15 protein-coding genes are annotated in these 14,409 nt (G+C 41.2%); 13 read left to right on the top strand and 2 right to left on the bottom strand.

Annotated features, from left to right (window positions below; all coding sequences use genetic code 11):
* Positions 1 to 211: 211 nt before the first annotated feature.
* The gene (locus V7077_RS09660) at positions 212 to 358 is read right to left on the bottom strand and encodes a GapR family DNA-binding domain-containing protein (protein ID WP_335500828.1); all 147 of its coding nucleotides are present in this window, start codon (positions 356 to 358) and stop codon (positions 212 to 214) included.
* 33 nt (positions 359 to 391) lie between these two features.
* On the bottom strand, positions 392 to 712 hold the full coding sequence (locus V7077_RS09655) for a cupin domain-containing protein (RefSeq protein ID WP_335500826.1): 321 nt from the start codon (positions 710 to 712) through the stop codon (positions 392 to 394).
* A 331-nt stretch (positions 713 to 1,043) separates the two neighbouring features.
* On the opposite strand from V7077_RS09655, the gene V7077_RS09650 reads away from it, so the two are divergent.
* From V7077_RS09650 to V7077_RS09590, 13 genes are all read left to right on the top strand, one after another.
* Complete coding sequence (locus V7077_RS09650) at positions 1,044 to 1,640, top strand: NADPH-dependent FMN reductase (protein ID WP_335500823.1); 597 nt, start codon at positions 1,044 to 1,046, stop codon at positions 1,638 to 1,640.
* 339 nt (positions 1,641 to 1,979) lie between these two features.
* On the top strand, positions 1,980 to 2,552 hold the full coding sequence (locus V7077_RS09645) for a putative ABC transporter permease (protein WP_335500821.1): 573 nt from the start codon (positions 1,980 to 1,982) through the stop codon (positions 2,550 to 2,552).
* A 196-nt stretch (positions 2,553 to 2,748) separates the two neighbouring features.
* Positions 2,749 to 3,522, top strand: a complete 774-nt coding sequence (locus tag V7077_RS09640) for a cytochrome c oxidase assembly protein (RefSeq protein WP_335500819.1) — start codon at positions 2,749 to 2,751, stop codon at positions 3,520 to 3,522.
* Between the two features lie 195 nt (positions 3,523 to 3,717).
* Entirely contained in the window at positions 3,718 to 4,419 is a 702-nt protein-coding gene (locus tag V7077_RS09635; RefSeq protein WP_335500817.1) for a response regulator transcription factor, read from the top strand.
* 4 nt (positions 4,420 to 4,423) lie between these two features.
* Positions 4,424 to 5,785: a sensor histidine kinase gene (locus V7077_RS09630; protein ID WP_335500815.1), complete on the top strand. Its 1,362-nt coding sequence runs from the start codon at positions 4,424 to 4,426 to the stop codon at positions 5,783 to 5,785.
* 13 nt (positions 5,786 to 5,798) lie between these two features.
* Entirely contained in the window at positions 5,799 to 6,491 is a 693-nt protein-coding gene (locus V7077_RS09625) for a polysaccharide deacetylase family protein (RefSeq protein WP_335500813.1), read from the top strand.
* A 12-nt stretch (positions 6,492 to 6,503) separates the two neighbouring features.
* Complete coding sequence (locus V7077_RS09620; RefSeq protein ID WP_335500811.1) at positions 6,504 to 7,097, top strand: DedA family protein; 594 nt, start codon at positions 6,504 to 6,506, stop codon at positions 7,095 to 7,097.
* Positions 7,098 to 7,245: 148 nt separating this feature from the next.
* Positions 7,246 to 8,427: an MGDG synthase family glycosyltransferase gene (locus tag V7077_RS09615; RefSeq protein ID WP_335500808.1), complete on the top strand. Its 1,182-nt coding sequence runs from the start codon at positions 7,246 to 7,248 to the stop codon at positions 8,425 to 8,427.
* 22 nt (positions 8,428 to 8,449) lie between these two features.
* Positions 8,450 to 9,052: an undecaprenyl-diphosphatase gene (locus V7077_RS09610; protein ID WP_335500807.1), complete on the top strand. Its 603-nt coding sequence runs from the start codon at positions 8,450 to 8,452 to the stop codon at positions 9,050 to 9,052.
* A gap of 51 nt (positions 9,053 to 9,103) precedes the next feature.
* Entirely contained in the window at positions 9,104 to 10,783 is a 1,680-nt protein-coding gene (locus V7077_RS09605; protein WP_335500806.1) for a DUF6044 family protein, read from the top strand.
* A 15-nt stretch (positions 10,784 to 10,798) separates the two neighbouring features.
* Positions 10,799 to 11,791: a glycosyltransferase family 2 protein gene (locus tag V7077_RS09600; protein WP_335500805.1), complete on the top strand. Its 993-nt coding sequence runs from the start codon at positions 10,799 to 10,801 to the stop codon at positions 11,789 to 11,791.
* Positions 11,792 to 11,937: 146 nt separating this feature from the next.
* Positions 11,938 to 12,306, top strand: coding sequence for an ArsR/SmtB family transcription factor (locus V7077_RS09595; protein WP_335500935.1), 369 nt, complete (start codon positions 11,938 to 11,940; stop codon positions 12,304 to 12,306).
* The gene (locus V7077_RS09590) at positions 12,299 to 14,368 is read left to right on the top strand and encodes a heavy metal translocating P-type ATPase (protein WP_335500803.1); all 2,070 of its coding nucleotides are present in this window, start codon (positions 12,299 to 12,301) and stop codon (positions 14,366 to 14,368) included. Before V7077_RS09595 ends, V7077_RS09590 begins: the two co-directional genes overlap by 8 nt.
* The last annotated feature ends 41 nt before the right edge of the window (positions 14,369 to 14,409 follow it).

The following is a 14,409-nucleotide window of genomic DNA, read 5'->3' as shown; positions in this document are numbered from 1 at the left end:
AAATGGGGAGTGATTTGAGATATTAAAAGGTAGGCTGGTTTAAAGGTCGCTATACGATTTGTTTATAGTCTAAACCTAAGAGGTACGAAAATAGGACTTCTTAGGTTTTCTAAGATTCATAAGGTATAAAAATGACTTTGAAAATTTTCCAGCTCCAGCGCCCAAGCGGCTAGTGTCCTTCACACTCCGCCATATGATAGTCAACATCGAATTACTGATTTTTGAGCATCTTTATAAGTTCTCTTTGTTCTTCTGTTAACGAGGCTATTTCTGCTTCTAACTTCTCTATTTTCTGTATAAACGGTGTCAATGCCTCTTGAAGCATTGAACGCAGACGATCACTTTTTTCTGTGTCCATGTTGTCCTCCTACTGTTTTTTAATTAACTTTTCTTATTTGGAAAACTTAGTTAACACTACATACAAACTAACGGGTTCACAACTTGTATTAATAAATGAAAGTTCCTCACTATCACTTGTATGGATGACATCCTGTTCTGTTACTTCATTTTCATGGCCGTCAATGATAATCGTGCCATTTCCAGATACCACTAGCAGATAGACGTCCGCACCAGGGTGCTTATGAGCAGGCAGTTTTTGTCCGGGCAGAAAATTCAAAATAAAAGCAGTACTGCTGCCATTATTAAAAATTATTCGTTTTGTAAATTTTTCCTCACTGAATTCCTGATAGGTCTTAATCGATTGCTTATCCATAATCTACCTCCTTATTTTCTCTATCTACAGTATAAATGAAAATTATTATCATTTAAGTGAACTGAATCACTCATATGATATTTTTGTCTGGAATATAGTCACTATGTAAACTAAGTTCTAAGATGCCGAATAAGCTAATTAGAATCAAGAGGCCATAAAAGCCCACCATATGTATTCCAGCTTGTTTGCTTTTTACCATTACCATTCTGAATGTATTGAAAAAAACTGTTGACATCAAAAGACCTTTTATTATATGATTATCTCGAATTAAAAATAAACAACTTTGAGATACTCACATCTAAGATATCACACCAAGAAGGCGGTGCAAGCAATGGGTTTTTTAAATCGATTATTTGGTAACACACCAAAGGAGGAAAAAACAATGACAAAATTAAATATCGGGATTATTTTAGGAAGTACACGTCAAGGACGCGTTAGTCCACAAGTAGGAGAATGGGTAAAAGGAATTGCCGACAAACGCGGCGATGCAAATTACGAAATCGTTGATATCGCAGACTTCAACCTGCCATTCTTAGGAACTACTGATGGTACAGAACCAGGGATTGCTGCATGGAATCAAAAATTAGCTAGCCTAGATGGCTTCGTATTCGTTGTTCAAGAATACAACCACAGTATCACAGGAGCTTTGAAAAATGCTCTTGATTTTGCTCGTGAAGCTTGGAATGACAAAGCAGCTGGAATCGTAAGCTATGGATCCACTGGCGGTGCTCGTGCGGCTGAACATTTACGCGGTATCTTAGGTGAATTAAAAGTGGCAGACGTTCGTACACATCCAACCTTGTCATTATTCACTGATTTTGAAAACGGCAGTGTTTTCAAACCAGCTGAATTACACCTAACAAATGTAACAGCAATGCTTAACGAAGTAGTCCAGTGGAGCGGAGCATTAAAAACAATTAGAAACTAAGTTTCTTCCTATTGAAACTGCTACAAAGGTGTCTGATACCTAAATGGTGTCAGGCACCTTTTTTTATCTCTTGGGAAGTTATAGTATTTTCGTTTGTAGTTAACTGTTAATAAAAGGACTATCGACGTCTAGCTCCAGCGCCTAGCCCCTCGATGGTCTACAGCCACTCTGGGAATGAAGGCAAAGAGCGCCTTCTTTCCCAGAGCGTCTTATGCTTGTCGGGGCTGTTCAAGGCGCTTGCGCTTTTGGTCCAATTTAGTCAGAAATTAATGGAATAATTTCCTTCTTCACGGGTAATCATAAAATGGGAAATTCGTATCCGTGAAAGGTGGTTTAGCCATGGCACATAATTGGTTAAGAGGCTTGGAACTTCAACTTGTAGAAGTTCTTACAATGGAGGGAGCCGCCGCCATGCTATTTTATTTCACGCTTTACTCATTGATTGGCTGGCTGCTGGAAAATAGTTATAACTATGTTACTAAACGAGAGTTTCTTAAGGAGAATTTTTTATTTGGTCCCTTTAAACCGATGTATGGGATTGCCCCGATACTGCTGATCTATCTTACTCCGCCGGGTTCACATTGGGCTTACATACTATTTTTGTGTTTCCTTATCCCCACCCTGGTTGAGTATGCCAGCGGGGCACTGCTGCAGAAACTATTCCAACGGCAATGGTGGGATTACTCCACTGCCCGATTCCAGCTGCACGGACATATATGTCTGCCGTTTTCCATCTGCTGGGGCCTTTTATCGCTTCTTTGTTTAAAATGGATTCATCCAGTCATTGCCTTGATGTATGGAGGAATTGAGCCGGTTTGGGCTTGGATTTGGTCAGCCGTCGGACTCTACTTTCTCGCCGACCTCGCACTCGCGGTCCGCAAACACACCTTGCAGGAAATCATCGGTGCCTGACACCATTTTCAATTTAAACACTCCTTCTATGCTGAAATGGAAGGAGTGTTTCCCATTACATACTTTATGGCTCTTCCTGAATTTTGGGTATATTTCGATACAGAAATCATATAATTTATAGTTCCAAACAAGATTGGAAAGTAGCGGCTTTCTCCATGTGTGCACCACAGGATTGATTCAGAGGGGAGAAAGAGGTATGTTAGACATTTTTTTATTTGAAGATCCATTAGTGTGGAATTTCCCATTATTGGCTGGACTTATTGGTGTTTACGCCTTCTATATCGTTCTATTACACACGTATACAGAAATCAAAATTTATGACAAGCAGCCATTGCTTTTCTTCCTCTCGTTAACCTTACTCTATCTTACGATCGGCAGTCCCTTATCGAGCCTTAATCATTTATCATTCAGTTTGCACATGATTCAGATGAGTTTGTTATTTTTTGTCATCCCCCCGCTGTTTTTATTAGGCATTCCAGAAGCCTCTCTTCTAATGATAAAACGACTAAACATCCCCTTCTTAGCGGCTTTAGTTACCTTTGCTATCCTGTTTTTCTTCTATCATTTTCAAGCCGTTCTAAGCTATCTTTCCTTACATTCTTCTATCCATAATAGCTATTTGCTCCTGCTCATGCTTTTATCCTTGCTGGTTTGGCGGCCAATTGTAACCGAACAGAATAAACGATTCGCTTTCCTGAGCGGGATCGTTCTGCTGCCAGCATGCAGTTTACTTATTTTGAGCGGTCTTTTTGGGAGCGGGACAAATCCACTCCTAAGCGGAATGATGGCGAGTCTGTGCATGACACCAACTGCCCAAAATTCACTTAGTATCCTCCCCCCGCCTTTCAACACAAGGGCTGATTTGATCATAGCTGGACTATTGATGATGATCATTCATAAATTCGCGATCGTGCTAACCGTTCGATTGAAAAATAAGGTCCTTGTGCGGGATTTACCAGGGAATGGCTGATGCTATTCCTATTTTGATGCAAAAATGTTTTCATTCGAAACACTCAGCCCTGAACATGCTAAAAGGGAGCACTTTATTTCCGTGAAAAAAAGATTAAAATTTAATTAAATCAAGTAAAATAAAGAAAAATAGTGCTAAATTGTAGATGATATAGTAAATAGAGTTTCTGCCTTGATCAAAAGGGGGACTGATGATATGGAAAAGTTGCGAATTTTGGTTGTCGAGGATGAACGGCATATCGCAAAAATTTTAAAAATAGAGCTCGAATACGAAGGCTACGAAGTATTAGTTGCTTATGACGGGAAAGCCGGTTTGCAGTCTGCACTGGCCGAAAAACTAGATTTAATCCTACTAGATGTCATGCTTCCTGAGATGAATGGGATTGAAGTGTTAAGAAGAATAAGAAAAGAAAACAACCTCATCCCGATTATTTTGTTAACGGCGAGAAATCTGACAATGGACAAGGTGACTGGTCTGGACCAAGGGGCCAATGATTATATAACCAAACCGTTTGAAATGGAGGAATTATTAGCGCGAGTGCGTTCTTGTCTGCGGCAGAATGCTCTAGCATTCAAGGCTATGCAGCCAGAGGAATCGATCTTGTCGTTTCAGGACTTAACGGTGAATCCTGAAACACGGGAAGTTACCAGGGGAAATACCTCCATTTCCTTAACTCCGAAGGAATTTGATTTGCTGGTTTATTTGTTAGTGAATAAAAATAAAATTGTCACCAGAGAAAATATCCTCTTTCATGTCTGGGGTTATGAATATGAGGGAGAAACAAATGTCATTGATGTGTTTATCCGACACTTAAGAAAAAAAATCGAAGAAGGGTTCACCGACCCAACTATTATTCAAACAGTGAGGGGAATTGGTTATACCATAAAGGAGAATTAAGCAAATGAAGATAACAACCAAAATAAACATCATGACAACTGCTTGGATTCTCTGTGTTTTAGTGGCTGTGAATGCGATTGTCTTTTTTTCATTTATGAAAATTACCATCAACATGGAAGATCAGGAGCTCTACCAAAGAGCTAATAGTCTGATTAAGGATATGAAACTCGATTCTTCCTCTGTCCTCATAAAAGATCAATTAACACCTTATTTAACAGGGCATTCTTTTATTAGGATGGTTCAACCCGGTTCAAAAGTGAAAAATGAAGTAACTAATGATAAGCATATGGCAGCCAAAATTAAGCCGAAATTCGTTAGAAAAAAAGAAGCAGAAAGAAAAACCATTATGCAAAAGAATGGTGAAGAACAAATACTGATTGTCCGGATTCCCATTCATTCAAATGGTGGAATGAGTACGGTGCTGGAGATGGGGGAAAAATTATCCGGTCTCGAACTGGCAAAGGATGTATTACTCTCGATTCAAATCTCAAGTACCATTTTAGGAGCCTTATTGGCTTTGCTTGGCGGCAGGTGGTTATCCAATCTGATCATAAGGCCGATTTCTAACATGATTAACACAATGGAAGAGATCGAGCAGAGCGGGATTCCCAAAAAAATTGTGATTCAGCACGAAACAAAGGATGAACTGCAAAAAATGGCGGTAACCTTCAATCAGATGATTGGCAGGTTAGAAGAGAATCTCGATAAACAACGACAATTTATTTCCGATGCTTCCCATGAATTAAAAACGCCACTTACGGTTATTAAGAGTTTCGCTGACCATTTATTAAGGCGGGGAATTCGAAATGAAGCCGATGCATTGGACGCGATAGAAACGATTCATTCCGAAGCAACTAGGATTCAAAAAATGACCGAAAGATTTCTCGATTTAGCGGATACCGAATCAGGGAATCATTTGGACACGAAGTCGCTGGATTTGGTCGCATTATGTCAAAGTATCATCAAACAACTGAAAAGTGCTTATAAACGGGACATTGATCTGCACTTTGCTGCTCCCGCCATAACAGTTAAAGCGGATGAATTAAAGCTTAAACAAGCCATCATTATTTTAATCGATAATGCCATTAAATATAGTACAGACAAAATTGAAGTCTACCTAATTGTAAACGAACTAAATACGGTCATTAAGGTAAAAGATTACGGAATTGGGATACCTGAATATGAAATTAAAAATATCTTTGAACGTTTTTACCGAGTGGACAAGGCTAGAAGCCGTGAAACCGGAGGAACAGGCCTGGGACTGGCCATTGCGAAGAATATCATGAAACAGCATCACGGAGAAATTAAAATAAGCAGTACAGAAGGTGAAGGGACAGAGGCTGAATTATTTTTACCGAAAAGCTGAGAAAGGACCAGCCATGAAACTTTTATTGATAGGTATTGTAATCATGATCGTGTTCTTACTAGTTTATGCGATCGTCCCAACGATCCTGATTCGCATGAATAGATGGGGCATTTTAAAAAGGACGCAATCAGATGCGATTGCGATTACCTTTGATGATGGCCCCAATCCAATCTATACCCCGCAATTGTTAGACCTATTAAAAAAGTATAAGGTGAAAGCAACATTTTTTGTGGTGGGCAGTAAGGTAAAACGGTATCCGGAGATTATTAAACGGATGAGTGAGGAAGGACATACGGTTGGAATTCATCATTTTCATCATGTCTCAAGCTGGATCATCACACCGTTTCGTTTAAAAAGGCAGTTACAATTAACGGAGCAAGCGATAGCGGAATGTACACAGGAAAAGGTCATATTTTACCGGCCGCCATGGGGCCATTTCAATCTTTTTAGCTTGTTCATTAGTAAATCTTATAAAAAGATTATGTGGTCGCATATTTTTGGAGATTGGAAGGTTGAGAAGGGCAAAAATGGCCTGCTGGAAGAACTGCGGGAAGCTGCAGAACCAGGTTCAATTCTCTTGCTGCATGACTGCGGGGAAACACTGGGGGCGGATCCGGAAGCCCCGAGTTACATGATTAAGAATCTAGAAATCTATTTAAGGGAAGCCATCGATCATGGGACAAGATTTATACCCTTAAAGGAATAAAGAGGGCTATTTATGAATATAGAATCGATCCTTCATTATATTAATCTATATGGTTATGCGGTTATCTTCGTTTGTCTTTTTTTTGGAATTGTTGGGATTCCTGCTCCGGAGGAATCTCTGCTGTTTTTGATAGGGGTACTGTGTGGAAGGCACAAACTCTCCTTTGAGTATGGACTAGCCGCCTCCATTCTCGGCGTGTTTACCGGCATGCTCTCAGCCTACGCCTGTGGAAAATATCTTGGCTACCCCTTTATTAAAAAGTTTGGAAAGTATGTAGGGATTACCGATGAGAGATGGCAAAAAGCGGTTAGGTTTTATTCGAAAAATGTGCAGAAAACGATCCTATTTGGATTCTATCTGCCAGGACTAAGGCAAATCAGTCCATACTTTGCCGGAATTACCCAAATTTCGTTTCGTAAATTTGGGCTGCTCTCTCTATTGGGTACACTGGCCTGGACAATTCCGGTGATGTCGGCCGGATTTTTTGCCGGGAAGGTCTTTTCGATTAATCCAGCATACATTCCCTGTGCCGGTATCATTTCTTTTCTATTATTCTTGAGCTTTGTTTGGCTCCGCAACAAGCGGCGTGCCCGTTTAACCTCATAGTGACAAACAAAAACTCGATGCTTCGAGTTTTTTTAATTCTTCCTGAAGGGTTGATTAAAAATCAATTAAAAACCGGGTTTTCAAAAAAATGAGTGGTACAGTAAATGGGACAAATATACAAGCTTATCAAAACAGGAGCTGGTCGATAATGAAAAAAATCTTGTTTTTACCACTCTTACAAATGCAATCAGGCCATCATCAGGTAGCTGAGGCCATAATGGATCTTTTAAAAAATCATACTGACCATCTAATCTTAAAGAAAGTCGACTTATTAAGTTATACCAATAAATCATTAGAAAAAATGATTTCCAATGGCTATCTGAATTGGATCCGCTATGCACCTGAAACCTATAACTTGGCTTATAAAAGCTTTTTTTACATGCCGGACACGAAAAAGCAGTCCTTTAATTGGTATCAGCCGTTATTTTTAAAGAAAATGGAACAATTACTGCTGGAGGAAAAACCAGACCTGCTTGTTTGTACCCATGGGTTTCCTTCCCGTCTGCTTAGCGTCTTAAAGAAAAAAGGTAAATGTACGATTCCGGTTATTAATGTTTACACTGACTTTTTTGTTAATAGTGTTTGGGGAAAAGAGGGGATCGATGCCCATTATGTTCCGAGTCAACAAGTTAAAGAAATGCTGGTTGAGCGGTTTCACATTCCTAAGCATCGGATAATCGTTACAGGTATTCCTGTTCATGAGGAAATGACGAAGAGCTCTAAGGCCTACCAACCGCCACAAGAGCGTCCGAAACTATTAATTGCCGGGGGAAACAGTGGCCTAGGTGGAATTGGCAAGCTTCTAGAAGAGTTGAAAAATTCGAGTGGGTTGGACTTTTTCGTTTTATGCGGCAAAAATAAAAGATTGTATGAGGAGATTCGTTCTTGGCAGCTTGAGCATATTATGCCATTGTCCTACCTTTCCTCAAGGTCAGCCATGAATCAGCTATATGAAGAGGTTGATGCGATTCTGACAAAGCCTGGCGGCGTGACAGTTAGTGAAGCATTGCACAAAAGATTGCCGATCTTTGTTCATTCTATGCTGCCAGGACAAGAAAAAATCAACTTGCGTTTTTTAAAGGATCACAAGCTGGCCTTTGTTCTTGACCAGAGCCGTTCAATCGAACAGCAATTATTAATGGTGTTGAATAATAGTCAGCAAATGAAAGAATGGGAAAAAGCCATTGATTCCTATCAACAAGGAATGGAATTGACTAGCAAGGAAACACTCATCGAAGCCATTCTCGATGTAGTAAACCAACAACCCAAAATCGTTCCGGCGGGAGCGGCGCTGTCATCGGCAGTTCTGCACGCTAGCAGCGCACAATAATGAACCAAGGAGGAACAAAAAGATGTCACATTTAGATTATAGTGTCTTTCAGCTGATTAATCATCTGGCGGTAAGTGATCGCTTTTTGAATCCATTGATGATTTTTTTAGCCGAAAAAGCACAGTATTTATTCTTTGCCGCGATTATTTTTTATTGGTTTTATCCAAAAGCCAATAATCGAAAAATGGTCGTGGAGGCGATCCTTGCTGCCTGTGCAGCGCTTAGTATCAACGGCGGGATTGGTCACTTTTTTTACCGGGCCCGGCCATTTGTGGCCCATCATGTCAACTTTTTAATTTCACATGCGAAAAACGCTTCGTTCCCAAGTGACCATGCGACCGCGGCATTTGTGATTGCAACAGCGATTTGGATTTGGATTAAGCGGGATGGCTGGATTTGGTTGATTCTAGCTGCCGGAATTGCCTTGGCCCGCGTGTGGACGGGGGTTCATTATCCGTTGGATGTGACCGCGGGAATGGTTATAGGGGTTAGCATTGCGTTTGCAGTTCACTGCCTATTTAGCCGATTTGAAAAAATGAACAAAGTTAGCGAAGCCATAATTGGGGTATATGAGAGTGTGGAAGGGAAAATCCTCGAAAAATCAAATATGCTTAGAAAAAGATAGGCATCAGGAGGTAAAGTTCTCTTAGCCATGAAAGAGCTTTGCAGAAAGATAATGTTATTATTGGATTCAGAAAACAAGTCGATCAAACTTGCTCTCTGTCTCATCCTTTTGTATCTGTCGCCATTGTTCATCTTAGGCGAAAATGCTCATATAAGGGTCCATGATAACCTGGATTCGAATATAGCGTGGTACAAAGTCTTGAAAAATAGCGGTCAGTTATTCGGTGGAATTGATTCGGTCATACCACAAGTCATCAATGGTCTGCCGCGAAATACATTTGGAACAGAATTCAGCGGAATTGAGTGGCTGCATCATCTCTTTCCTTCCATGCTTGCCTATGCATTAAGTCAAACCATTACAAGGCTATTTGCTTTTCTTGGTATGTATTTATTGCTGAAGCGGCATTTTGTGAAAAAAGATGTGGCCTACCCCATTCGTGTTTGGGTATCGCTGGCGTTTGCCCTAACTCCTTTCTGGCCCTCAGGAATGTTAAGTACACTGGGAATGCCGCTTGCTCTGTGGGCATTTATGAATATCAGGGAAGGACGCTATTCCTGGAAAGAATGGCTGACACTGATTTTGCTGCCCCTGTATTCCAGCTTTGTGTTAGGCTTTTTCTTCTTTTTATTTGCCATGGGACTTCTTTGGCTGAGAGACCTGCTCGTAAAGCGGAAACCGAACGGGGTGTTTTTTAGCAGTATTGTGTTAATGACGGTTATTTACCTTTTAATAGAGTACCGCCTTGTCTATTCCTTAGTATTTCCGGAAGCGCCAACGAGCCGAAATGAGTTTGTCAGCTCAACACTGGGCTTTTGGCATACAATTGGACTTGCATGTAAAAATTACTTCCTTGGTCATACCCATGTGTTAACCTTGCATACGCTGGTAATTGTGCCGCTATCCTTCCTTGTCATCGGTATGCTTTGGAAAAAGAAGGACCGAAATGAGACAGACAAACGTTATATGTACTTATTTGTTATTAATATTCTCCTTTCTGTCTGGTATGCTTTTTGGTTCAATAAAGGCTGGCAGCCTCTTAAAGAGAGAATCTCTTTATTAAATACCTTTAATTTTGCCCGATTCCATTTCCTAAGACCGTTAATCATTTATTTGATGTATGCGGTCGGGGCCTTTATCCTGTGGCAAAAAGGCAAGCACTGGAAGTCTTTCGTTAAAATATGCCTTATTGTTCAACTGATTGTCTTATTCTGTGCAAACGATGAAATTATCTACCGTGTCGCTGGAAAGCCATCGGTTAAACAGTTTTATGCAACTGAGCAGTTTAAAGAAATTTCCGATTATATTGGAAAGCCAAAGAGCAGCTACCGGGTCGCAAGTATCGGAATTCACCCAGTGATCGCCCAGTATAATGGCTTTTATACGTTGGATTCGTACAATAACTTTTATCCGCTAACCTACAAACATGAGTTTAGAAAAATTATTGCAGGAGAGCTGGACAAGAGTCCGACATTAAAGAAGTACTTTGATCAGTGGGGCGGCAGGTGTTACCTATTTGTCGCTGAACTAGGGAAACACTATGAGTTTAAAAAAGATTCGAAAGTGAAAATACATCATTTGCAGCTAAATACCAATGTTTTTAAACAAATGGGCGGAGAGTATATCTTTTCGGCCGTGCCGATTATGAATGCCAATGAAAATAATCTAGAACTTCAAAAGACCTTCATTCAAAAGGATTCAGCCTGGAAAATTTACCTTTATCACGTAAAGTAAGGAGGAAAATTTCAGATGAATAGACCAATCTTAACCATTGTCGTTCCATGTTATAACGAAGAAGCTGTCTTAAGTGAAACGATTTTACAACTGACTAAAATAATGGACCATTTAATGGAGGATTCGCTTGTTTCGAAGAATAGTAAGCTATTATTTGTCGATGATGGCAGCAAGGATCAAACCTGGAAGATGATTGAGAGCGAATGCGAGAAAAACAGTTTTGTAACCGGGCTGAAGTTAGCAGGCAATGTCGGTCATCAGAACGCTCTCATTGCTGGACTTGAAACAGCTAATCAGTACTCCGATTGCGTGATTTCGATTGATGCGGATCTCCAGGATGATATCAATGTCATTGTGACCTTTGTAGAGAAATACTGGGAAGGGGTCGATATTGTTTATGGCGTGAGAGACAGCCGCGAGACCGATACCTTCTTTAAGCGGAACACAGCCCTATTCTTTTACCGTTTCATGGAGCGGATCGGAATTAAACTAGTCCCGAATCATGCCGATTTCCGGCTGATGAGCAAACGGGCGTTGGACGTGCTCTTAAAATATAAGGAGACCAATTTGTTTTTACGCGGTCTTGTGCCTCTAGTAGGCTTTTCCTCTACGAAAGTTTATTATGATCGAAAAGAAAGGCTTGCCGGCGAATCGAAATACCCATTGAAAAAAATGCTTGCCTTCGCTTTTGATGGAATGACCTCCTTCAGTGTAGCACCTATCCGCTTCGTCACCTTCTTAGGTTTTCTCTCTGTGTTCGTTAGTGCATTGGTTGGCGGTTATGCCATTGTTCAAGAAATCTTGGGGCATACAGAGTCTGGCTGGACATCGTTAGTGATCTCGATTTGGTTCGTTGGCGGACTGCAATTAATGGGCATTGGCATAATTGGTGAATATATCGGTAAGATTTACCGGGAAGTGAAACGGCGCCCAAGGTATGCGATTGAAGTGGACCGTTTCTCAACACAGGTTGTGAAGGAGAATGACAGAGAGCTTGTGTTAAAATAGTTACTAGAGGGACCCGTATTGGGTTCTTTTTTTTGCTCTTTTATCTAATATTACTTTATAAAAAATTCTTAAATATGTTTGACATTCAAATGCCCATTTGAATATGATATAATCAAACGAATATTTGAATGAAGAAGGTGACGATGTTGAAAGAACAGGATGTTTGCGAGATTACCTGTGTCGATAGCGAGAAAACAACTCGGGTCAAACAGCAAATCACGAACGGAAATATCGTTGATGTGACCAAGCTTTTTAAGGCTTTATCAGACGAAACACGTTTGAAAGTCGCCTATGCTTTAACACTGGAAGAAGAACTGTGTGTTTGTGATGTTGCCCATATTGTCGGCGCAACCACCGCAACCGCTTCCCACCATTTACGTCACTTAAAGGGCCTTGGTCTGGCGAAATACCGCAAAGAGGGTAAGCTAGTTTATTATTCCCTTGATGATGAGCATGTGAAACAATTAATCCATATTGCAATTGCGCACCAGAAAGAGGTGGCCGGCCGTGAGTGAAGCATCGACAGAAAAACAAGTCTATCGAGTCCAAGGCTTTTCCTGAACTAGCTGTGCCGCTAAGTTCGAAAAGAACGTACAGCACCTGGATGGTGTTGTTGATGCCAAAGTTAATTTCGGAGCTTCAAAGCTCACTGTCTATGGAAACACAAGTCTTGAAGAGCTGCATAAAGCAGGTGCTTTTGAGAAATTAATCCTTGTCCCGGATAAAGAAAAACAAACAGTCATCCAAAGGGAACCTTTCTGGAAGCGATACTCGTTAGTGGGATTATCACTGTTATTTCTACTGGCAGGCTATATTTTCTCAGCAACCCTTCTCTTTGCCGCAGCTATAGTAATAGGTGGATATCCTCTATTCAAAACGGGTATTAAAAATCTAATCAGGTTTGATTTTGATATGAAAACCTTGATGACAATCGCCATCATTGGTGCTGCGATTATTGGTGAATGGCGGGAGGGAGCAGTAGTTGTTATCCTATTTGCCATTAGTGAGGTCCTTGAGGGCTATTCCATGGATAAAGCGCGGAATTCCATTCGTTCGCTGATGGAGCATGCTCCGGCAGAAGCGCTTGTCGTCCGCAATGGGAAAGAACTCCTGTTAAAAGCGGAAGATGTTGAAATCGGCGATATCATGCTTGTGAAACCAGGACAAATGATTGCGATGGATGGGATGATCATTGAGGGAACATCTACGATTAATCAAGCGGCGATCACCGGTGAATCAGTTCCGGTTGAAAAGGGCGTTGAGGATGAGGTATTCGCCGGTACTTTAAATGAGGCAGGCTTTTTAAAAATAAGAGTAACCAAACTGGTGGATGATACAACGATTTCTAAAATCATTCATTTAGTCGAAGAAGCCCAAGCCGAAAAAGCCCCCTCGCAGCAATTTGTCGACCGCTTTGCCAAGTATTATACCCCTGTCATTATCCTCGTGGCCGCCCTTGTTGCTGTTATGCCGCCGTTGTTCTTCGATGGAGGCTGGCAGGAGTGGATTTATCAAGGGCTCGCGGTATTAGTGGTGGGCTGTCCGTGTGCCCTCGTCATTTCAACGCCTGTTTCCATTGTTACTGCCATTGGCAACGGAGCACGAAATGGAGTCCTCATCAAAGGCGGGAGTTTTTTAGAGGAAACAGGAGCGTTGAAGGCTATCGCGTTTGATAAGACTGGAACACTCACAAAAGGGATTCCAGTAGTGACGGATTTCGTGAACTTCACATATGATGAACAACTCTTAGGAGTTGTTGCTGCACTAGAAAGTAAATCACAGCATCCGCTTGCTTCGGCTGTAATGAAAAAGGCCTCTCATCTTTCGCAGAACTATGTGGTCGAGGATTTCTTATCCATACCAGGAAAAGGAATTAAAGGGGTTGTAAATGGAACAGAGTATCGTGTGGGAAACAGGAAGTTATTTGAGGAAATACCTGAAGCGGTTTTGGATAAACTCTCTCTGCTGCAAAGCCAAGGCAAGACGGTAATGATTGCCGGAACTGATTGTGAGGTTCTTGGACTGATTGCGGTGGCCGATGAAGTTCGTGAGAGCAGCAGCCTTGTGATTGATCACCTTAAACTGCTTGGGATTGAGCAGACCATTTTACTGACAGGAGATAACCAAGTCACAGCAGATGCGATTGGCCGTGAGGCGGGTGTTAATCGAGTGGAATCTGAGTTGCTGCCAGAAGATAAATTAACGTTTATCAAAAGCTTAAAAGCTCAGTACGGAAGGGTTGCAATGGTTGGCGACGGTGTGAATGATGCGCCGGCCCTGGCAGCTGCAACCGTCGGAATTGCGATGGGCGGGGCGGGTACCGACACAGCCCTCGAGACGGCAGACATTGCTTTAATGAACGATGATTTAACGAAACTGCCGTTTACCATCAAGTTGAGCCGGAAAACGCTGCAAATTATCAAGCAGAATATCACGTTATCAATCGTAGTAAAATTGCTTGCGCTCCTCTTAGTTGTGCCCGGCTGGCTAACCTTGTGGATTGCTATCTTTGCCGATATGGGTGTGACCTTGCTGGTCACATTAAACGGGTTGAGACTATTAAGGGTGAAAGAATAATGGAATTATATGCTTTGGTTCGCAACAAAATGTATTGAAAA

The organism is Neobacillus vireti, from assembly GCF_036962465.1.
GTDB lineage: Bacteria > Bacillota > Bacilli > Bacillales > Cytobacillaceae > Neobacillus > Neobacillus vireti_B.
This window is presented reverse-complemented; position numbering and strand designations above follow the sequence as displayed.

Coding starts and splice junctions, on each gene's coding strand:
- V7077_RS09635 (WP_335500817.1), top strand. CDS start 3,718: ATGGAAAAGTTGCGAATTTTGGTTGTCGAGGATGAACGGCATATCGCA.
- V7077_RS09625 (WP_335500813.1), top strand. CDS start 5,799: ATGAAACTTTTATTGATAGGTATTGTAATCATGATCGTGTTCTTACTA.
- V7077_RS09615 (WP_335500808.1), top strand. CDS start 7,246: ATGAAAAAAATCTTGTTTTTACCACTCTTACAAATGCAATCAGGCCAT.
- V7077_RS09640 (WP_335500819.1), top strand. CDS start 2,749: ATGTTAGACATTTTTTTATTTGAAGATCCATTAGTGTGGAATTTCCCA.
- V7077_RS09605 (WP_335500806.1), top strand. CDS start 9,104: ATGTTATTATTGGATTCAGAAAACAAGTCGATCAAACTTGCTCTCTGT.
- V7077_RS09620 (WP_335500811.1), top strand. CDS start 6,504: ATGAATATAGAATCGATCCTTCATTATATTAATCTATATGGTTATGCG.
- V7077_RS09610 (WP_335500807.1), top strand. CDS start 8,450: ATGTCACATTTAGATTATAGTGTCTTTCAGCTGATTAATCATCTGGCG.
- V7077_RS09660 (WP_335500828.1), bottom strand. CDS start 358: ATGGACACAGAAAAAAGTGATCGTCTGCGTTCAATGCTTCAAGAGGCA.
- V7077_RS09650 (WP_335500823.1), top strand. CDS start 1,044: ATGGGTTTTTTAAATCGATTATTTGGTAACACACCAAAGGAGGAAAAA.
- V7077_RS09630 (WP_335500815.1), top strand. CDS start 4,424: ATGAAGATAACAACCAAAATAAACATCATGACAACTGCTTGGATTCTC.
- V7077_RS09645 (WP_335500821.1), top strand. CDS start 1,980: ATGGCACATAATTGGTTAAGAGGCTTGGAACTTCAACTTGTAGAAGTT.
- V7077_RS09655 (WP_335500826.1), bottom strand. CDS start 712: ATGGATAAGCAATCGATTAAGACCTATCAGGAATTCAGTGAGGAAAAA.
- V7077_RS09600 (WP_335500805.1), top strand. CDS start 10,799: ATGAATAGACCAATCTTAACCATTGTCGTTCCATGTTATAACGAAGAA.